Origin of the sequence: Sphingobium bisphenolivorans, assembly GCF_000412635.1 — a bacterium.
GTDB classification, from domain to species: Bacteria; Pseudomonadota; Alphaproteobacteria; order Sphingomonadales; family Sphingomonadaceae; genus Sphingobium; species Sphingobium bisphenolivorans.
This window is the reverse complement of record NZ_ASTG01000001.1, coordinates 118,270-138,441: the sequence shown is the minus strand read 5'-3', so window position 1 is coordinate 138,441 and position 20,172 is coordinate 118,270. Positions and strand designations below refer to the sequence as shown.

Below are 20,172 nucleotides of genomic sequence, written 5' to 3'. Positions count from 1 at the left end.
CCGCCGATTGCCTATGTCGCTTCCATGGCAAATGTTCAGCTTCCCACCCGGCCCGCCGCGACCGTCATCATCGTGCGGGACCGGCTAAGCGGAGCGCCGGAAATATTGATGATGGAGCGGGCGTCGAGCATGGTCTTTGCGGCTGGCGCACTCGTGTTTCCCGGCGGTGGCGTGGATGCGACCGACCTCGCTTTCGCCGAGCGACTAGGCGGCCCGTTCGATCTGGATGAAGCGGCGGCCCGGATCGCCGCCATTCGCGAGACGATGGAGGAAAGCGGCCTCGCGATCGGCATGTCGAGAGCGGTCGATGCAGCGGAGGCGCACGCGATGCGCGCGTCGCTTCTGCGCGGCGATTTCCTGGCCGACATATTGGATGCGCACGGACTTACCCTTGCCCTGGACGATCTGGTGCCCTTCGCTCGCTGGCATCCTTCTTCGGTCGAGGGCGCGACGCGGGTTTTCGACACCCGCTTCTATGTCGCCCGCGCGCCCGAAGGGCAGGACGCCAGCGTGGATGCGACGGAGAATGTCCATCTGTTCTGGAGCGAGGCCGCCGCCACGATCGCGCGGTGCGATGCCGGAGAGGCGATGATCATCTTTCCGACCCGCCGAAATCTTGAACGGCTGGCGCTGTTCTCGAGCTTTGAGGAGGTGGTGGCGCATGCCGCGTCCATACCGGTCGAAAAGGTCATGCCCTGGATCGAGGAACGGGATGGCGAGCGGCATCTCTGCATCCCCTCCCATCTTGGCTATCCCGTCACGTCGGAGCCTTTCGCGCGGGCGCAGCGCAGCTGAACGATGCGCACCCTGCACCTGCTCGCACGGCGGCTGGTGGCGCTTTGCGTCCTGCTTGCCCTGTTGCTCGTCGGCTATGCCTTTCTTGCCCGCCGGCCGCAGGACCTGCCCTGGACGAAGCTCGATCTCGCGCAGCCGGTCGGCCTGTTCACCGGCCGGAAGCTCGCCGCCCTGACCGACGATCCCCTCACGTGCCGGGCGCTGCTGAGCCGGGCCGGCGTCGCCTATGTTGCCGTCAAGCCGGGAGGAGAGGGGCAGTGCGTCTATGCGGACGCGGTGAAGCTCAAGCCCCAAGGCGGGGCCATCCGGCTGCAACCCGCCGACGTGGCGCCGTCCTGCCCCGTCGTCGCGGCGCTCAAACTATGGGAGTGGCAGGTCGTCCAGCCCGCCGCGCGCAGGCTGCTGGGCCAGCCGGTTCGCAGCATCAGTCATTTCGGCGCCTATAGCTGCCGGCGCCTCTATGGCCGCAGCGCCGGGGACTTCAGCGAACATGCCACCGCCGATGCCATAGACGTCGCCGCCTTCACGCTGGCGGACGGCCGGCGGATCAGCGTGGCGGGCGACTGGAAAGCGCCTGGGCCGAAAGCGGCCTTTCTGCGCGAGGTCCGCGATGGCGCGTGCCAGCTGTTCTCGACCACCTTGTCGCCCGACTATAACCGCGCCCATCGCGATCATCTCCACCTCGATCAGGCAGAGCGCGGCGCAACGGGGTGGCGCGCCTGTCGTTGAGGCTGGTTCACGCGGCGCGGAAGGAGTAGATTGCCGATCCTCGCAAAAGGAGGCGCATATGCCGCAGTTCGTGATTGAGCGGGAAATGCCGGGCGTCGGCCAGATGACGGGCGAGCAGTTAAAGGGCGCATCGCAAGGGTCGTGCGACGTGCTGCGCCAGCTTGGCCCCGACATCCAATGGGTGCACAGTTATGTCACCGACGACAAAATCTATTGCGTCTATCGCGCGCCCGACGAAGGGCTGATCCGCAAGCATGCGGAGATCGCAGGCTTTCCGGCGAACAGCATATCGCAGGTGCGCGCGACGATCGATCCGACGACCGCTGACTGAGCCTTACTGGCCGAAGCCTGATTCCCGCGCCAGCGCCACCGCCTCGCGCGCGGCGGCGAGCAGCGCGCCGCTCTTCGCCTCGCACTCGCGCTGCTCATATTCGGCGGTGGAGTCGGCGACGATGCCCGCGCCGGCCTGGACATGCATGATGCCGTCCTTGAGCACCGCAGTACGCAGGACGATGCAGCTGTCCATATTGCCGTCCGGCGCGAAATAGCCGACGCCGCCGGCATATGCGCCGCGCGTCTCCGGTTCCAGCTCGGCGATGATCTCGCACGCGCGCACCTTGGGCGCGCCGGAGACGGTGCCTGCCGGAAAGCCCGCGAACAAGGCATCGAGCGCGTCCTTGTCGGGCGACAGGCGGCCCACGACGTTCGACACGATGTGCATGACGTGGCTGTAGAATTCGACCGTATAGCTGTCCGTCACCGTGACGCTGCCGGTCGACGCCACCCGGCCAACATCGTTGCGGCCGAGATCCAGCAGCATCAGATGCTCGGCCCGCTCCTTGGGATCGGCGAGCAGGCTCTCGCGATTGGCGGCATCCTCGACGGCCGTCTTGCCGCGCGGGCGGGTGCCGGCGATCGGGCGGATGGTGACTTCGCCGTCGCGGGCACGCACCAATATTTCCGGGCTCGACCCGATCAACGCGAAGCCGGGCAGGTCGAGATAATAGAGGAAGGGCGAGGGGTTGATCCGCCGCAGCGCGCGATACAACGCGATCGGCGGCAGGCTGAATGGGCTGGTGAAGCGCTGCGCCAGCACGACCTGGAAGATGTCGCCTGCAACGATATAGTCCTTCGCCCGCTCGACCATCGCGGCATAGCGGCCGGGTTCGAGCACGGGCGTAACGGCAACGTCGGCGATCTCATCAGGCAGGCTCGCTGCGGGGATCGGCGCGGCCAGCTTCGCGGCCACGGCATCGATCCGCTCGAGCGCCTGCTCCACCGCACGGTCGGCGTCCGTGAAGCTGCCCTTCCACACCGGCGCGACCAGATAAAGCACGTCTGCCAGCCGGTCGAACACCAGGATGACGGTCGGGCGCACGAACAGCATGTCGGGCAGGGCGATCGGATTTTCCGGCGGGCGCGGCAGCTTTTCCACAAGGCCCACCGTCTCATAGCCGAAATAGCCGACCAGACAGGCGAGGGCAGGGGGTAGCGCGGGGTCAAGCTCTGCCCGGCATTCGGCCACTAACGCACGCAGGGCGTCGAGCGAGGTCCGCTCTTCCGCCGCGAAGGCGGTGCGATCCGTCGCCCATTGGCGATTGATCTGAGCCTTCTGCCCCTCGGCTCGGAACACGAGGTCGGGCGACAAACCGATCAGGCTGTAGCGGCCGCGCACGGCGCCGCCCTCCACCGACTCCAGCAGGAAGTCGCCCCGGTCCGCCTCGAACAGCTTGAGCGCGGCGGAGATCGGCGTGTCGGTGTCGGCGATCTGGCGCCGCCACACCAGCGCGGACTTGCCCGCTGCCAATGCCGCGCGCGCTCCGCTGATACCGTCCTGACCGATGGAAGCGCCCGCCGTCGTCATCTTACTGCCCGCCGCCATTGTTCGCGCTCGTCAGCGCGCGCTGCACGCTGGCGACGGCATTGGGGTTGCGCTTGACGCCCAGTTCCTTCTCCACCGCGCGCTCGAACTGCTGGCCATATTCCTGACCCACGACGTCGCTCAGCTGGTCGCGAACCTGGCCCAGCAGGGCCTTGTCGCTGCCCGCGTCGCCCGCCTTGATGCCGTTCAGCTGGACCACGAAATAACCGCGATCCTGCCCGATCGGCACCGTCTTCACGCTGCCCGAAGCCATGGAGAAGAGCATCGCCACTTCCGCCGGGGGACGCTGACCCTCGCGCATGATGTCAGCCCGGCGGCCGCCCACCGTCTGCGGCGCAGGCAGGGGAATGCCCGCCGCGGCGATGGCATCCGCCAGCTTCGCGCCCTTGGCGACCTTGGCGCGGATCTGCTCCGCCAGCGCCCTGGCCCGATCGTTACCCTGAGCGAGCTTGTACTGCATGGCCACAAGCGGCTTGACCTTGGCGAGCGGCGGCGGCGCTGCGGGCTGAATGTCGCCCGGCGCGGCCAGAGCATAGCGCTTGTCGGCGGCGATCGGAATCAGCTGCGCATCGTCGTCCTGGCTCATCGCGAAGACGGGGGCGAGCAGCGGCTGGACATCGGGCGAAAGCTGATAGGCCGCATCCTCGACCTGCTTGCCGGACGAGACGAGGAAGGGCGTCGTTTCCAGCTTCAGGCCATTGTCCTTGACCACTTCCTCAAAGCTGCCGCCATTGGCGATCTGATCCTCGACCTTGCCGGTGAATTCGGACAGCAGCCGCTTCTCCTTCTGCCCGCGCAGCGTCTCGACGATCTCGCCGCGCACGGCGGCGAGCGCGCGCGCAGGCGTGGTCTTCACAGCCGTCACGCGCAGCAGCACCCAGCCGAGCGAGCCGCGCATCGGCCCGACCAGCTCACCCTGCTTGGCGGCGAAGCCTGCACTGGCGACAGCGGTCGACGATGCCGATGCCAGCGCGTCTCGGCTCTGGTCCGTCAATTGAGCGGCGGAAAGGCCGGCACCCTGCGCCGCGGCGGCGAGCGACTTGCCGCCCTTCACCTGATCGGCGATCGCCTTGGCGCCCGCCTCCGTCGGCAGGATCAACTGCTCGAAGCTGCGGCTTTCCTTCGCGGCATAGGCGCCCTTGTTCTGATTATAATAGGCCGCAATCTCCGCCTCGGTCGGCTGCGCGGCCTGCGCGAAGCGCTCCGCATCGATCACGGCGTAGCGGATGCGCCGCTGCTCGGGGATGGTGTAGCGCGCGGCATTCTTCTTGTAGAAATCGCTAAGCTGCGCGTCGGTCGGGTCCTTGATGTCCTTGAACGCGGCCGCCGGGATCGCGGCGATCGTGCCCTGCCGAGCCTCCAGCAGCAACGAGGCATAGGGCAGCACCAAGCTGTCGGTCAGCTTCACGCCAAGCCCGAGCGGGGCCAGCATCTGCCGCTGCAGGATTTCGCGGCTGATATCGTCGCGCAGCGCCTGCTCCGTGATCCGCTCGCGCGCCAGCAACTGGCGGAAGCTCTCCTGGCTGAAATTGCCGGCCGCATCCTGGAAGGCGGGGATCTGCGCGATCTGCGCATCGACCAGCCGCTTCGAAATATGGACATCCTGATCCTTGGCATATTCCTTCAGCGTCATCGCCGCCACCAGCTGGTCATAGACCTGCGCCGCGCCGCCCTGCGCCAGAAAATCCGTGATCTGCAATCCGGGGTTGGAACGCCGCGCATTTTCGAACACGCGCTGCACCCGATCCTGAAACTCGCTCAGCGTCAGGCGCGAACCGCCTGCTTTCGCCACCGTCTCGCCAGCGCCGATGGAGGTGCCGAACTTCCCGCTCGTGATGTCGCCCATGATGAACGCGGCGGCGATGATCCCCAGGAAGAGCAGGGCGAACAGCGCGCCGAATTTCGAATGGATGAAGCGGCGAAAAACTGAAAGCATGGAGGAAAGTCCGTAAAGGCGCTCTGAGGCGGCCCGCTTTAAGGGCGGATTGTCGCGCGGGCAAGGGGCGCAAGGGGCGGGAGGCTGGACAAATGCCCCGGGGCCGTCCATCGGCTCGACCAACCCGATGGTTCGCCCTTGGAGAACGGCTTTCTGGCCGTGGGCGCCCTGGAGGGCATGTGTGCAGCAATAAGCATAAGGGGAAACATCGGTGAGCAGGCGGAAGCTGGTTGTCGGTAACTGGAAGATGAACGGCCTCAAGGCCCAGTTGGCTGAGGTGGAAGCCATTGGCCGTGTCGCCGCCGAGCATCCGGCCGTGGAAGTCGGGCTGTGCGTTCCCGCGACGCTCATCATGGCGGCGGCGGAGCGCAAGGGCGCGGCGTTCATCGGCGGGCAGGACTGCCACATGAATGCGAGCGGCGCTCATACCGGCTGCCTGTCGGCGGAAATGCTGGCGGAAGCAGGCGCGGAATGGATCATCGTCGGCCATAGCGAGCGCCGCGAGGCGCAGGGCGAAACCGACGAGCATGTCGCGGCCAAGGCGTTTGCGGCCAAGGCGGCGGGCCTCAAGGTCATCCTCTGCGTCGGCGAAAGCCTGGACGTGCGCGATGCCGGCGATGCGGAGAGCGTCGTGTCCGCGCAGCTGCTGGCTTCGCTGCCGGAGGGGGCGGCTGCGGACTGGCTCGCGATCGCCTATGAACCGATCTGGGCGATCGGCACGGGCCGCATTCCGACGATGGAAGCGGTGGCTGCGATGCACGCCGCTTTGCGTGCCTCGCTGGCGAGCCGCATCGGCGGACAGGCGGACGCGATGCGCATCCTCTATGGGGGATCGATGAATGGCGACAATGCAGCCGAACTGATGGCGCTGGCCGATGTCGACGGCGGCCTTGTCGGCGGCGCCAGCCTGACTGCAGAGAAATTTGCGCCGATCATCGCGGCGGCGGGATAGTCAGTTCACAGCCGTTCGCTTCGAGCGAAGTCGAGACGCGCCTGGCGCAGGAATGGCTTCTCGCCTGCGCTCGAAACGAACGGGGGGCTCTTTGGGTGAAGCGTGCCGGTTGCCCCCGGCATCCTTCCTCGCTATGTGCGCGGCAACGCACCCACTACCGGACTGAAACCGTCGCATGTTCACCTTCATCCTCGTTGTGCAGGCCATAGTCGCCGCGCTGCTGGTCACTGTCATCCTGATGCAGAAGTCGGAAGGCGGCGGTCTGGGCGTGGGCGGCAGCCCGGCGGGCTTCATGTCGGCGCGCGGCGCGGCGGATTTCCTGACCCGCTCGACCACGATCCTGGCGACCGTCTTCGTCTCGCTCTCGATCGTTCTCGCGGTCATCGCCTCGGTTCAGCACCGGCCGAGCGATATCGACACCTCGCTGGTGAAGCAGGCGCCGACGGCTCCGGCACAGGGGCCGGCACCGGCGACCAGCAATGATCCGCTGGCCGGCGCTGCCGGGGCGGCGAGCAGCAACGCGCAGGCTCCGGCGCAGGCCCCTGCCTCGAACGGCGCGGTTCCGCTCGCCAACTGAACGGCTTACCGTTCGTCACTTTTTTTGCTCGCGCGTGGATTCGCGCGCTTGCCCAACTTGTTTGTAAAAGGCTAAGCCTCCCCTCCCATGGCGCGGTATATTTTCATCACCGGCGGCGTGGTTTCCTCGCTTGGCAAAGGCCTGATGGCCGCTTCGCTTGCAGCTCTGCTGCAGGCGCGAGGTTTCCGTGTGCGCATTCGGAAATTCGACCCCTATCTCAACGTCGATCCGGGCACGATGAGCCCGTATCAGCATGGCGAAGTCTATGTGACCGACGACGGGGCGGAAACCGACCTCGACTTGGGCCATTATGAGCGCTTCACCGGCGTTTCCGCGCGTCAGTCGGACAATGTGACGCAGGGCCGGGTGTATCAAACCATCATCCAGCGCGAGCGGCGCGGCGACTATCTCGGCGCGACAGTCCAGGTGATCCCGCACGTCACCGACGAGATCAAGGCATTCGCGCTCGCCGACACCGAGGATCTGGATTTCGTCCTGTGCGAAATCGGCGGCACGGTCGGGGATATCGAATCGCTCCCCTTCATGGAGGCGATCCGCCAGCTGCATAACGACCTCGATCGCGGCCAGTCGATCTTCGTCCATGTGACGCTGGTCCCCTATATCGCGGCGGCGGGCGAGCTTAAGACCAAGCCGACCCAGCATAGCGTCCGCGAACTGACCTCGCTCGGCATCCAGCCCGACATTCTGCTCTGCCGCTGCGAAAAGCCGCTGCCGGAGAGCGAGCGCCGCAAGATCGCGCTTTTCTGCAACGTCCGCCCCGAAGCGGTCATTCCCGCGCTCGACGCGAGCAGCATCTATGCCGTGCCCCAGCAATATCATGACGAGGGCCTTGACCAGGAAGTCCTGCGCGCCTTCGGCATCACGGACGCGCCCGCGCCCGAGCTGGAACGCTGGGACGACATCATGGACCGCCAGCTCAATCCGGAGGGCGAGGTCACGATCGGCGTGGTCGGCAAATATGTCGGCCTGCTCGACGCCTACAAATCGCTCCACGAGGCGCTGCACCATGGCGGCCTCGCCAATCGGGTGAAGGTCAACATCAAGTGGATCGATGCCGAATTGTTCGAGAAGGGCGACGATCTTGTCGCCAGCCTGGAGCCGATGCACGGCATCCTCGTCCCCGGCGGCTTCGGCGTTCGCGGCTCGGAGGGCAAGATCGCCTCGGTCCGTTTCGCCCGTGAACGCAACGTGCCCTTCTTCGGCATCTGCCTCGGCATGCAGATGGCCTGCATTGAGGGCGCGCGGAACACCGCTGGTATCGAGCATGCCTCGACCACCGAATTCGGCGAAACCAGTGAGCCGGTCGTCGGCCTCATCACCGAATGGATGAGCAGCGAGGGCCTGCAGAAGCGCACCGCCGAGACCGATCTGGGCGGCACCATGCGTCTGGGCGCCTATCCCGCCAAGCTCACCGGCAACAGCGTCGTCGCGGGCATCTACAACGCGACCGATATCAGCGAGCGTCACCGTCACCGCTATGAGGTGAACGCCGGCTATCGCGAACCGCTGGAGAAGGGCGGGCTGATCTTCTCGGGCATGTCGCCGGACGGCACCCTGCCGGAGATCGTGGAGCGGCCCGACCACCCCTGGTTTGTCGGCGTGCAGTTCCACCCGGAACTCAAGTCCAAGCCCTTCGACCCGCATCCGCTCTTCGCCAGCTTCATCGAAGCGGCGGTCAAGCAAAGCCGGTTGGTGTAAGAGGAACGGGGCCGACATGGCCCCGTTTTTCATTTATCGTCGTTCCCGCGAAGGCGGGAAACCATCTCGCTGGGAAGCCTTCATGCAAGGTCAGGAGATGGATTCCCGCCTAGGCGGGAATGAGATGATCTTATGTTGCAGGCGTCAGCTTCAGCAATCGTCCCTGCGATCCATAGGCGCCGTCCTCCAGCACCCACAGCGCCCCATCCGGCCCTTGTTCGACGTCGCGTATCCGCGCGCTCATGTCCCACTGATCGGCCTTGGACGCCTTTTCCCCGTCCAGCTTCACCCGGATCAGCGACGCGCTCGATAGTCCGCCGATGAACAGCGAATCTTTCCACTGCGGGAACAGGTCGCCCGAATAATAGGCAAGCCCAGCCGGCGAGATCACCGGATTCCACCAGACCTTCGGCGCCTCGAATCCGTCGCCGGGCTTGTGGTCGGGAATATCGCGCCCGTCATAATGGCTGCCGTTGGAGGCGAGGGGATAGCCATAGTTGAGGCCGGGCTTGATCAGATTGACCTCGTCCCCGCCCTTTGGCCCCATTTCCTGCTCCCACAGCCGCCCCTCCTTGTCGAAGGCGATCCCCAGCAGGTTACGATGCCCATAGGACCAGATCGCCGGATGGAAACCCTTGGCGGCCAGCGGATTGCCCGCTGCGGGCGAGCCGTCCAGATTGAGCCGCAACACTTTGCCCAGGGTGGATTTGGGGTCTTGCGCCGGATCGAACTTCTGCCGCTCGCCATTGGTGAAGAACAGAAATTGGCCGTCGGGCGAAAAGGCGATGCGTCCGGAATAATGGCCATCACCTTCGACATAGGGGCTGGCGCGGAAGATCGCCTTCACGCCGGCGAGCTTGGTGGTCCCGTCGCTCGCCTGGTTGAACGTCCCGGTCGCGAGCGCCACGCCCTTGCCGCCCGTCCCTGCCTCGGAAAAGCTGAAATAAACGGTCTTGTTCTGCCCGAAGTCGGGCGCGAGCACCACGTCCATCAGCGCCCCCTGGCCTGCGCTGTCGACCTTCGGAATGCCCGCGATCGGGATTTTCGTCCCATTCTTCGGATCGAACAGGATCATCTCGCCCGCCTTCTCCGTCACCAGCATCCGCCCGTCCGGCAGGAAGGTCATCGCCCAGGGAGAATCGAAATCGGCGATGACCGACGTCTTGAACGGCTTCTCGGCCGAGGCATTCTGTCCTGTGGCATTGTCCGCCGAGCAGGCGATAAGCGCCAGCGGCATCGCGGTGAGGGCGTAATGGCGCATATTGTCTCCTTCTAGGCTTGGAATATTCGATCACGAATAATGTTGCAGCTTTTCGGCATCGCGACTATATCGCCCTTGCTTCCTTACATCGTCAAACATGTCGGGGTCGCGAGCAGGAACGCTTGCGGCATCGGGAAGCTGCATGATTTTTTGTTGCTGGAGAACGCATGGCGGACATCGCCGAACTGACAGCGCTGATCGAACCGGAGGTGAAGGCCTTGGGCTTCGACCTCGTGCGCATCAAGCTGTTCGGGTCGGGCGAAGACTATACGCTCCAGATCATGGCCGAGCGCCCGGAGACGAAGCAGCTCGTCATCGAGGATTGCGCCACCATCTCCCGCCGCCTCTCCGACGTGCTCGACGAAGCCGATCCGATCGAGGAAGCCTATCGCCTCGAAGTCAGCTCGCCCGGGATCGACCGCCCGCTGACCCGCCTCACCGATTTCCTCGAATGGGCGGGGCATGAGGCGAAGATAGCCGCGACCGAAACCGTCTCGGGCCGCAAGAGCTTCCGCGGCGTCCTGAACGGGATCGAGGGTGAGGATATCCTGTTCACCGATGCGAAGGCCGGCGAGGTCGCCATCCCCTTCGCGCTGGTCGGCGACGCCAAGCTGATACTGACCGACGCATTGATTGCTGCTAGTATGCCGCTCTCCTCCGATGGGGCGGACGAGTTCGAAACCGAAGAATAAGGGTTCAACGATCATGGCCAACGCCATTTCCGCCAACAAGGCCGAGCTGCTCGCGATCGCCAACAGCGTCGCCAGCGAGAAGATGATCGACAAGGCGATCGTCATCGAGGCGATGGAAGACGCGATCCAGCGCGCTGCCCGCGCGCGCTACGGCGCTGAAAACGACATCCGCGCCAAGCTGGACCCGGACACCGGCGACCTGCGCCTGTGGCGCGTCGTCGAAGTAGTTGAGGCGGTGGACGACTATTTCAAGCAGGTCGACCTCAAGCAGGCCGCCAAGCTCAAGAAGGATGCCGTGATCGGCGACTTCATCGTCGACCCGCTGCCCCCGATCGATCTGGGCCGCATCGACGCCCAGTCGGCCAAGCAGGTGATCTTCCAGAAGGTCCGCGACGCCGAGCGCGAGCGCCAGCACGAGGAATTCAAGGACCGCGTGGGCGAGATCATCACCGGCGTCGTGAAATCCGTCGAGTTCGGCCATGTCGTGGTCAACCTCGGCCGCGCCGAGGGCGTCATCCGCCGCGACCAGCAGATTCCGCGCGAAGTCGTCCGCGTCGGCGACCGCATCCGCTCGGTGATCCTGAACGTTCGCCGCGAAAATCGCGGGCCGCAGATTTTCCTGTCCCGTGCGCACCCTGAATTCATGAAGAAGCTCTTCGCGCAGGAAGTGCCCGAAATCTATGACGGCGTGATCGAGATCAAGGCCGCCGCCCGCGATCCGGGCAGCCGCGCCAAGATCGGCGTCATCAGCCGCGATTCGAGCATCGATCCGGTCGGCGCCTGCGTCGGCATGAAGGGCAGCCGCGTGCAGGCCGTCGTGCAGGAAATGCAGGGCGAGAAGATCGACATCATCCCCTGGTCGGAAGATACCGCGACCTTCGTCGTCAACGCGCTGCAGCCCGCGCAGGTCGCCCGCGTCGTCATTGACGAGGAAGAGGAGCGCATCGAAGTGGTCGTCCCCGACGATCAGCTCAGCCTCGCCATCGGTCGTCGCGGCCAGAATGTCCGCCTCGCCAGCCAGCTGACCGGCAAGGCCATCGACATCATGACCGAGGCTGACGCGTCCGAGAAGCGCCAGAAGGAATTCGTCGCCCGTTCCGAACTGTTCCAGAACGAGCTGGACGTGGATGAGACGCTATCGCAGCTGCTGGTGGCCGAAGGCTTTGGCGAGCTGGAAGAAGTCGCCTATGTCGGCGTCGAGGAACTGGCCGCGATCGAAGGTTTCGACGAAGACCTTGCCGCCGAACTGCAGAGCCGCGCGCAGGAGGCGCTCGACCGCCGCGAAGCCGCCGCCCGCGAAGAGCGTCAGGCGCTCGGCGTCGAGGATGCGCTCGCCGACATGCCGCACCTCACCGAAGCCATGCTGGTGACGCTGGGCAAGGCGGGCATCAAGACGCTGGACGACCTCGCCGACCTCGCCACCGACGAACTGGTCGCCAAGAAGCGCGTCGACCAGCGCCGCCGTCGCGAGAACAAGGAAGAGGACAAGGGCGGGATTCTCGCCGAATATGGCCTCAATGAAGAGCAGGGCAATGAGATCATCATGGCCGCCCGTGCTCACTGGTTCGAGGGTGAGGAAGCGTAAGCCAAGATGCCGTTCGTCGATATCCGTCTGGCCGGAAACGCCACCCGTGAACAGAAGGCGGCGATCGTCGCCGACGTCACCCGGTCGCTGGTAGAGCGGCTGGGGAAGCCGGCCTCTGCCGTGCAGGTGGTGATTTCCGAAGTCTCGACGGAAAATTACGGCTCGGCTGGACAGCTCATCGCCGACCGCGATGCGCCCAACACAGGGGAGGACGCCAATGCTGCGGTCACTTCCCGATGAGAGGCTAAGCGCTCCCATATTGCTCATGGATTGCCGTGCTCCTGCGACAGCAGGAGCCCAGTCCAAAGGTCGCGCATATTCGCCACGATGGAACTGGATCCCTGTTTTCGCAGGAATACGGAATTCGTCGGGGGAGGGCGCCGCATGACCGAACGCAAATGCATCCTCTCGGGCGACCGGGCCGATCCGGACATGCTGGTGCGCCTCGCCTGCGGCCCGAACGGCGAAATTCTGCCCGACATCCGCGCCAAGGCTCCGGGGCGGGGCGCCTGGATCGGCGTGTCGCGCGCCGAACTTGAACAGGCCCTCGCCAAGGGCAAGCTCAAGGGCGCGCTCGCTCGCGCGTTCAAAACCGGTGATCTGCAAATCCCGGACACGCTGCCGGCCCTCATAGAGGACGGGCTGCGCAAGGCGCTGCTCGACCGCCTCGGACTGGAAGCGAAGGCTTCCATGGTCCTCACCGGCTCTGAAAAGATCGACGTCGCCTGTCGCAAGGGCCAGGTCCAGCTGCTGCTCCATGCCGCCGATGCGGCTGCGGACGGCAATCGCAAGCTCGACCAAGCATACCGCGTTGGACAAGAGGCCGAAGGCACCGATTTGGCCGGCATCACCTTGCCTGTGGACCGACACGCCCTATCTATGGCAATGGGGCGGGACAATGTCGTCCATATCGCAGTGACCGACTCGCGTGCGGCGTCGCGTCTGCGTTCGGCCATAGGCCGCTTGGAAAGCTATCTGGGTTGCGCTAACGGAGCGCCGGTGCATGGGGAGCAGGACTCCGCCGATGCGCCGGGTGCCTGAGCAGCCTGTTGGTGGCAGTTATTGGGAATAAGGCGCCGACGGGCCTTGCCGGTCGGGATGATGTGAAGGGTACAGTTCAGTCGTATGAGTGACAGCAAGGAAGACAAGCCGGTTCTGGGCCGCAAGCCGCTGGGCATCAAGCGGACCGTCGAATCCGGCCAGGTGCAGCAGCAGTTCAGCCATGGCCGCAAGAATACGGTCGTGGTTGAGGTGAAGCGGCGCCGCATTCTTGGCAAGCCGGGTGAAGCCGGTGCCGCTGCGCCTGCGGTTGAGCCCCAGGCCGATCCCACGCCGCGCGCTCCGGCGCCCGCGCCGCAGCAGCCCCAGGCCCGTGCGCCGCAGCCGGCTGCCCCCGCGCGCCCCGCGCCGCCGCAGAGCCTGATGTCGCGTCAGGAGTTGCAGGCGAAGCTTCTGCGCGAAGCGGAAGAAGCCCGCATGAACGCGCTGGAGGAAGCGCGCCGCCGCGAGGACGCCCAGCGTCTGGCGGCGAGCGAGGAAGAAAAGCGCCGCGCCGAGGAAAACCGCTTGGCCGCCGAAGCTGCCGAGGTCGAAGTTGCGCGTCAGGCCGAGGAAGCCGTCAAGGCTCCTGAGCCTGCGCCGGAAGCTCCGGCCGCGCCTGCCGCAGAAGCTGCGCCTGCCGCGGCCCCGGCCGAAGCAGCGCCCGCCGCTGCCGCCGAGCAGAAGCCCGCTGCTGCGCCCACCTCCACCATGCCGCCGCCGCGCCGCTTTACCCCGGTTGCGCCGGTCAAGCGTCCCGAGCCGGCCAAGCCGGACCGCGCCAAGCGTGGCGACGACAATCGCCGCCAGGCGGGCAAGCTCACCGTCACGCGTGCCCTGTCGGACGACGACAGCGCCCGTGCGCGCAGCCTTGCCGCGCTGAAGCGCGCCCGCGAGAAGGAACGCCGCGCCCATTATTCGGGCGGCGCCCAGCCGCGCGAGAAGCAGAGCCGCGACGTCGTCGTGCCCGAAAGCATCACCGTTCAGGAACTCGCCAACCGCATGGCCGAAAAGGGCGCGGACCTGGTGAAGGCCCTGTTCAAGATGGGCACTGCCGTCACGCTCAACCAGCCGATCGATCAGGACACGGCGGAGCTGCTGGTCGAGGAATTCGGCCACCGCATCCAGCGCGTGTCCGATGCCGACGTCGAAATCGGCATGGATGGCGAGGTTGACGCGCCCGAGACGCTGCAGCCCCGCGCGCCTGTCGTCACGATCATGGGCCATGTCGACCACGGCAAGACCTCGCTGCTCGACGCGCTGCGCGGCACCAATGTGGTATCCGGCGAAAGCGGCGGCATCACCCAGCATATCGGCGCCTATCAGATCAAGACCAAGGGCGGTGACACCATCACCTTCCTCGATACGCCGGGCCACGAAGCGTTCTCGGAAATGCGCGCGCGCGGCGCCAACGTCACCGACATCGTCATCCTCGTGGTGGCGGCAGACGACGGCCTGATGCCGCAGACGATCGAAGCCATCAACCATACCAAGGCTGCCGGCGTGCCAATGATCGTCGCGATCAACAAGTGTGACAAGCCCGACGCCAATCCGCAGAAGGTGCGTGAGCGCCTGTTGAGCGAAGAGGTGGTGGTCGAAGACATGGGCGGCGATGTTCAGGACGTGGAGGTGTCGGCGCTCAAGAAGACCGGCCTCGACACGCTGATCGACAAGATCCTGCTCCAGGCCGAACTGCTCGAACTGGCCGCCAATCCCGATCGCGCTGCCGAAGGCAATGTGATCGAGGCGCAGCTCGACAAGGGCCGTGGCGCGGTCGCGACCGTGCTGGTGCGCAAGGGCACGCTCAAGATCGGCGATACCTTCGTCATCGGTTCGGAAAGCGGCAAGGTCCGCGCGATGATCAATGACAAGGGTCAGCAAGTGAAGGTCGCCGGTCCCTCGACTCCGGTCGAGGTGCTGGGCCTCTCCGGTGTGCCGATGGCGGGCGATCAACTCACCGTCGTCGAAAATGAAGCCCGCGCCCGCGAAGTCGCCGCCTACCGTCAGGAACAGGCGACGAAGAAGCGCACCACGGCGGCTCCGACCAGCTTCGAACATATGTTCTCGGCGCTCAATACGAAGGTCATCGAATATCCGGTGGTGGTAAAGGGCGACGTGCAGGGTTCGGTCGAAGCGATCGTGTCATCGCTCAACCGCATCTCGACCGACGAGATCAAGGTTCGCATTCTCCATTCGGGCGTCGGCGCGATCACCGAAAGCGACGTCACGCTGGCCGCCGCCAGCCGCGCGCCGCTGATCGGCTTCAACGTGCGTCCCAATGCCAAGGCGCGTCAGCTGGCGGAGCGCGAGAAGATTTCGCTGCGCTATTATGACGTGATCTACGACCTGCTCGAGGAAGTTCGCGGCGAAATGGCGGGCCAGCTGGCTCCCGAGCGCATCGAAACCATCGTCGGCCGCGCCGAGGTGCTTCAGGTGTTCCCGGCGGGCAAGAAGGACAAGGCAGCGGGTCTGCTCGTCCTCGACGGCATCATCCGCAAGGGCCTGTCCGCGCGCCTTACCCGCGACGATGTCATCGTGTCGCGCACCAACATCGCCTCGCTCCGCCGCTTCAAGGACGACGTCTCCGAAGTCCGCGCGGGCATGGAGTGCGGTGCGGTGCTTCAGGACACGAACGACATCAAGGTCGGCGACACGCTCGAACTGTTCGAGGTCGAGGAACGAGCCCGGACGCTGTGATCAGGAAAGTGCGTCACCCCAGCGCAAGCTGGGGTGTCGTGCCTCTTGGTCGTCCGTAGCCGCCTGAGATCCCAGCCTGCGTTGGGATGACGAGGATTGATCATGTCCAATCAACCCGAAGGCCCCTCCGTCCGCCTGCTCCGCGTGGGCGAGCAGGTGCGCCATGTCCTCTCCGACATCCTCCAGCGCGGGGACGTGCATGACGATGTGCTCGCCAGGCATGTCGTCAGCGTCACCGAAGTGCGCATGTCGCCGGACCTGCGCCACGCGACGGTGTTCATCAAGTCGCTGCTCGGGCAGGATGAGGAGGCGGTGCTGAAGGCGCTGCGCACCAACACCGCCTATCTCCAGCGGGAGGTCGCCCATCGCATCCGCCTCAAATATGCGGCAAAACTCAAGTTCCTCGCGGACGAGAGTTTCGATGAAGGCAGCCATATCGACCAGCTGCTGCGTGATCCCAAGGTCGCGCGTGACCTTGAAGCGCCGGATGACGAGGGCTGACGCGCCGCGTTGATCTCATGCACGGCTGGCTCATCCTCGACAAACCGCATGGCCTCGGCTCCACGCAGGCGGTGAGCGCGGTGAAGCGCGCGCTGCGGCAGAGCGGGGCGGGCAAGTGGAAGGTCGGACATGGCGGCACGCTCGATCCGCTCGCTACCGGCGTCCTGCCCATCGCGATCGGCGAAGCGACCAAGCTCGCGGGCAGGATGCTCGACAGCGACAAGATTTATGATTTTACCATCGCTTTCGGCGCGCAGACGGACACGCTGGATCTGGAAGGGAAGGTGATCGCCACCAGCGACCGCCTCCCGACGCCCGCCGAGGTGGAAGCGATCCTGCCGCGCTTCACCGGTGCCATCGAACAGGCTCCGCCAGCCTATTCCGCCATCCTGATCGATGGCCAGCGCGCCTACGACCTTGCCCGCGCGGGTCAAGACGTCGAGATGAAGACGCGGCAGGTGACGATCCACGCGCTCAACTCCGTTCGGTTTGAGCTTGTCGAGAACTCTCATCCAGCGTTCTCGACAAGCTCGAACCGAACGGAGGAGGGCGCTCTCGCCTCCATCACCCTCACCGCCCACGTCTCCAAGGGCACCTATATCCGCTCCCTCGCCCGCGACATCGCGCTTGCCCTCGGCACGGTCGGCCACGTCACCATGCTCCGCCGTGTAAAGGCCGGCCCGTTCACCCTGGAATCCGCGATTTCACTGGACAAATTGGACGAAGCTGCTAGGGGCGGCGGCTTCGGCAGCTTGATGCTGCCGTTGACCGCAGGGCTGGACGACATCCCGGCTCTTGCAGTCTCCCCCGATGACGCGCTGGCTCTCCGACAGGGGAAGGTGCTGGTCGGGAAACCGCATACCGGCCTCATGCTGGCGATGGAGGGCGACACGCCCGTCGCGCTGGTGGAGGCCAGTGGCCCTGAAATCAGGGTGGTGCGCGGCTTCAATCTCTAGATGTTATGAAAGGAAGCCGATGTCGATTACTGCTGAGCGCAAGGAAGCGCTGATCAAGGAACATGCCCGCGCCGAAGGCGATACCGGTTCGCCGGAAGTACAGGTTGCGATCCTTTCGGAGCGCATTTCGAACCTGACCGAGCATTTCAAGGGTCATCACAAGGATAACCACAGCCGTCGCGGCCTGCTGATGCTGGTCAACAAGCGCCGTTCGCTGCTGGACTATCTGAAGAAAAAGGATGGGGCGCGGTACACCGACCTCATCGCCAAGCTGGGCCTGCGCAAGTAAGCCTGCTATAGAAGGGACGGCCCCCGCGCGGGGCCGTTTCCGATTCTGGAATAGGGCGCAATCCGGCGCCCCGTTTCATTTCAGGGGCCAAATGATGCTCCGACACCGCCGCGCGCCGGATAGCGCGCAGACAGGCCCCGCCCGGCAATAGGGCCAGGTGGGCGAAGGAAAAACACATGTTCGATGTAAAGAAGGTATCAATCGAGCTGGGCGGCAAGACCCTCACGCTCGAAACCGGCCGTATTGCGCGTCAGGCCGACGCCGCCGTGCTGGCGACTTATGGCGAGACGGTGGTGCTGTGCGCTGTGACCGCCGCCAAGTCGGTGAAGGAAGGACAGGACTTCTTCCCGCTGACCGTCCACTATCAGGAAAAATATTCAGCTGCCGGCCGCATCCCCGGAGGTTTCTTCAAGCGGGAGCGCGGCGCGACGGAAAAGGAAACGCTGGTTTCCCGCCTGATCGACCGCCCGGTCCGCCCGCTGTTCCCCGAAGGTTTTTATAACGAAATCAACGTCATCGCTCAGGTTCTGAGCTTCGATGGTGAAAGCGAGCCCGATATCGTCGCGATGATCGCCGCTTCGGCCGCGCTGACGCTTTCGGGCGTGCCCTTCCTGGGTCCGATCGGCGCTGCCCGCGTCGGTTACAAGGACGGCGAATATCAGCTGAACCCCTCGCTGGACGAAGTGAAGACCGGCGAACTCGATCTGGTCGTCGCCGCCACCGGCAATGCCGTGATGATGGTCGAATCCGAAGCCAAGGAGCTTTCGGAAGACATCATGCTCGGCGCCGTCCTGTTCGCCCATGAAGCCTCGAAGAAGGTCGTCAACGCGATTATCGACCTCGCCGAAAAGGCCGCGAAGGAGCCGTGGGATGTCGCCAAGGGCGACGACCTCGATGACCTCAAGAAGAAGCTCAAGAAGCTGATCGGCAAGGACATCACGGCCGCCTACAAGCTGACCGACAAGTCGGCGCGTTCGAACGCGATCAACGAAGCCCGTGCCAAGGCGAAGGCTTACTTCACCGAAGAGGGCCTGGACGCCCAGACCGTCATGGCCGGCATCAAGCTGACCAAGAAGCTGGAGGCCGAGATCGTCCGCACTGCCATCCTGAAGGACGGCAAGCGCATCGACGGCCGCAACACCACGCAGATCCGCCCGATCGAGGCGATGGTCGGCTTCCTGCCGCGTACCCATGGTTCGGCGCTGTTCACTCGCGGTGAAACGCAGGCGATCTGCACCACCACGCTGGGCACCAAGGATGCCGAGCAGATGATCGACGGCCTGAACGGCGTCTATTATGAAAACTTCATGCTGCACTATAACTTCCCGCCCTATTCGGTCGGTGAAGTCGGCCGCTTCGGCGCGCCGGGCCGCCGCGAAGTCGGCCATGGCAAGCTGGCATGGCGTGCGCTGCACCCCGTGCTGCCCAGCAAGGAAGAGTTCCCCTACACCATCCGCGTTCTGTCGGACATCACCGAGTCCAACGGCTCGTCGTCCATGGCGACGGTCTGCGGCGGTTCGCTCTCGATGATGGACGCGGGCGTTCCGCTCAAGCGTCCGGTGTCGGGCATCGCCATGGGCCTGATCCTCGAAGGCAAGAATTTCGCTGTCCTCAGCGACATTCTGGGCGACGAGGATCATCTCGGCGACATGGACTTCAAGGTGGCGGGCACGGAAGCGGGCATCACCACCATGCAGATGGACATCAAGGTTGCCGGCATCACGCAGGAGATCTTCGAAGTCGCGCTGCGTCAGGCCAAGGAAGGCCGCGCCCACATCCTGGGTGAGATGAGCAAGGCGCTGTCCTCGACCCGCACCGAGCTGTCGGCCCACGCCCCGCGCATCGAGACGATCCAGATCGACAAGTCGAAGATCCGCGACGTCATCGGCACCGGCGGCAAGGTCATCCGTGAGATCGTCGCGGAAACCGGCGCCAAGGTCGACATCGACGACGAGGGCATCATCAAGATCAGCTCGTCCGACATCAACCAGATCGAAGCCGCCAAGAAGTGGATTCTCGGCATCGTCGAGGAAGCGGAAGTCGGCAAGATCTACACCGGCAAGGTCGTCAACATCGTCGATTTCGGTGCGTTCGTGAACTTCATGGGTGGCAAGGACGGCCTAGTCCACGTCTCCGAAATGAAGAATGAGCGCGTCGAAAAGCCGACCGACGTCGTGTCGGAAGGCCAGGAAGTGAAGGTCAAGGTGCTGGAGATCGACCCGCGCGGCAAGGTTCGCCTGTCGATGCGCGTCGTCGACCAGGAAACCGGCGAGGAACTGGAGGACACCCGTCCCGCCCGCGAGCCGCGTGAACCGCGCGGCGACCGGGGTGATCGCGGCGACCGCGGCCGTGGTCCGCGCCGCGACGGCGGCGACCGTGGCGGCCGGGGTGGTGATCGTGGTCCGCGTCGTGATCGTGGCGGTGACCGTGGCCCGCGCGGCGAAGGCCGTGGCAATGGCGGCGGCAACGATGACGATGGCGGCAACGCCGGTCTGCCGGATTTCCTGACGCAGGATTGATCCTCTGTCCTGAATGGAAACAGAAGGGGGGCGTCCGAACCGGG

General features: G+C 65.1%; 18 protein-coding genes. 15 read left to right on the top strand and 3 right to left on the bottom strand.

Features of this window, described 5'->3' with window-relative positions; translation table 11 throughout:
* Positions 1 to 24: 24 nt before the first annotated feature.
* Genes L858_RS0100750 through L858_RS0100740 form a run of 3 tightly spaced genes read left to right on the top strand, consistent with a single transcriptional unit; the run spans position 25 to position 1,855 of the window.
* Entirely contained in the window at positions 25 to 795 is a 771-nt protein-coding gene (locus tag L858_RS0100750; RefSeq protein WP_028055660.1) for an NUDIX hydrolase, read from the top strand.
* A gap of 3 nt (positions 796 to 798) precedes the next feature.
* Positions 799 to 1,524 (top strand): extensin-like domain-containing protein, encoded by a 726-nt coding sequence (locus tag L858_RS0100745; protein WP_022681231.1) that lies wholly within the window; start codon positions 799 to 801, stop codon positions 1,522 to 1,524.
* A 58-nt stretch (positions 1,525 to 1,582) separates the two neighbouring features.
* Complete coding sequence (locus L858_RS0100740) at positions 1,583 to 1,855, top strand: DUF4242 domain-containing protein (RefSeq protein WP_022681230.1); 273 nt, start codon at positions 1,583 to 1,585, stop codon at positions 1,853 to 1,855.
* Between the two features lie 3 nt (positions 1,856 to 1,858).
* On the opposite strand, the gene trpE is transcribed toward L858_RS0100740, so the two are convergent.
* Both trpE and L858_RS0100730 read right to left on the bottom strand, forming a co-directional pair.
* Positions 1,859 to 3,406 carry an anthranilate synthase component I gene (trpE, locus tag L858_RS0100735; RefSeq protein WP_022681229.1) on the bottom strand — a complete coding sequence of 516 codons (1,548 nt, stop codon included), beginning with the start codon at positions 3,404 to 3,406 and terminating at the stop codon, positions 1,859 to 1,861.
* Positions 3,390 to 5,342 carry a peptidylprolyl isomerase gene (locus tag L858_RS0100730; protein ID WP_022681228.1) on the bottom strand — a complete coding sequence of 651 codons (1,953 nt, stop codon included), beginning with the start codon at positions 5,340 to 5,342 and terminating at the stop codon, positions 3,390 to 3,392. Before L858_RS0100730 ends, trpE begins: the two co-directional genes overlap by 17 nt.
* A gap of 211 nt (positions 5,343 to 5,553) precedes the next feature.
* Here L858_RS0100730 and tpiA point away from each other — a divergent pair, with 211 nt between their 5' ends.
* From tpiA to L858_RS0100715, 3 genes are all read left to right on the top strand, one after another.
* Positions 5,554 to 6,294 carry a triose-phosphate isomerase gene (gene tpiA, locus L858_RS0100725; protein ID WP_022681227.1) on the top strand — a complete coding sequence of 247 codons (741 nt, stop codon included), beginning with the start codon at positions 5,554 to 5,556 and terminating at the stop codon, positions 6,292 to 6,294.
* A 175-nt stretch (positions 6,295 to 6,469) separates the two neighbouring features.
* Positions 6,470 to 6,871: a preprotein translocase subunit SecG gene (gene secG / locus L858_RS0100720; RefSeq protein ID WP_022681226.1), complete on the top strand. Its 402-nt coding sequence runs from the start codon at positions 6,470 to 6,472 to the stop codon at positions 6,869 to 6,871.
* An 87-nt stretch (positions 6,872 to 6,958) separates the two neighbouring features.
* The gene (locus L858_RS0100715) at positions 6,959 to 8,590 is read left to right on the top strand and encodes a CTP synthase (RefSeq protein WP_022681225.1); all 1,632 of its coding nucleotides are present in this window, start codon (positions 6,959 to 6,961) and stop codon (positions 8,588 to 8,590) included.
* A 130-nt stretch (positions 8,591 to 8,720) separates the two neighbouring features.
* Here L858_RS0100715 and L858_RS0100710 read toward each other — a convergent pair whose 3' ends face one another.
* Positions 8,721 to 9,851 (bottom strand): PQQ-dependent sugar dehydrogenase, encoded by a 1,131-nt coding sequence (locus L858_RS0100710; RefSeq protein WP_022681224.1) that lies wholly within the window; start codon positions 9,849 to 9,851, stop codon positions 8,721 to 8,723.
* A gap of 167 nt (positions 9,852 to 10,018) precedes the next feature.
* Between L858_RS0100710 and rimP the strand changes: the two genes are divergently transcribed.
* From rimP to pnp, 9 genes are all read left to right on the top strand, one after another.
* Positions 10,019 to 10,543, top strand: a complete 525-nt coding sequence (gene rimP / locus L858_RS0100705; RefSeq protein WP_022681222.1) for a ribosome maturation protein RimP — start codon at positions 10,019 to 10,021, stop codon at positions 10,541 to 10,543.
* 13 nt (positions 10,544 to 10,556) lie between these two features.
* The gene (gene nusA / locus L858_RS0100700; protein WP_022681221.1) at positions 10,557 to 12,128 is read left to right on the top strand and encodes a transcription termination factor NusA; all 1,572 of its coding nucleotides are present in this window, start codon (positions 10,557 to 10,559) and stop codon (positions 12,126 to 12,128) included.
* A 6-nt stretch (positions 12,129 to 12,134) separates the two neighbouring features.
* Positions 12,135 to 12,368, top strand: a complete 234-nt coding sequence (locus tag L858_RS0100695) for a tautomerase family protein (RefSeq protein ID WP_022681220.1) — start codon at positions 12,135 to 12,137, stop codon at positions 12,366 to 12,368.
* Positions 12,369 to 12,512: 144 nt separating this feature from the next.
* A complete protein-coding gene (locus tag L858_RS0100690) occupies positions 12,513 to 13,169 on the top strand; it encodes a DUF448 domain-containing protein (RefSeq protein WP_028055658.1) in 657 nt (218 codons plus the stop codon).
* Positions 13,170 to 13,253: 84 nt separating this feature from the next.
* Positions 13,254 to 15,863 (top strand): translation initiation factor IF-2, encoded by a 2,610-nt coding sequence (gene infB / locus L858_RS0100685; protein WP_022681218.1) that lies wholly within the window; start codon positions 13,254 to 13,256, stop codon positions 15,861 to 15,863.
* 102 nt (positions 15,864 to 15,965) lie between these two features.
* Positions 15,966 to 16,364, top strand: a complete 399-nt coding sequence (gene rbfA / locus L858_RS0100680; protein WP_028055657.1) for a 30S ribosome-binding factor RbfA — start codon at positions 15,966 to 15,968, stop codon at positions 16,362 to 16,364.
* Positions 16,365 to 16,381: 17 nt separating this feature from the next.
* Complete coding sequence (gene truB / locus L858_RS0100675; protein WP_022681216.1) at positions 16,382 to 17,320, top strand: tRNA pseudouridine(55) synthase TruB; 939 nt, start codon at positions 16,382 to 16,384, stop codon at positions 17,318 to 17,320.
* 19 nt (positions 17,321 to 17,339) lie between these two features.
* Positions 17,340 to 17,609, top strand: coding sequence for a 30S ribosomal protein S15 (gene rpsO, locus L858_RS0100670; RefSeq protein ID WP_022681215.1), 270 nt, complete (start codon positions 17,340 to 17,342; stop codon positions 17,607 to 17,609).
* 176 nt (positions 17,610 to 17,785) lie between these two features.
* Entirely contained in the window at positions 17,786 to 20,128 is a 2,343-nt protein-coding gene (gene pnp / locus L858_RS0100665) for a polyribonucleotide nucleotidyltransferase (protein WP_022681214.1), read from the top strand.
* Positions 20,129 to 20,172 lie beyond the last annotated feature (44 nt).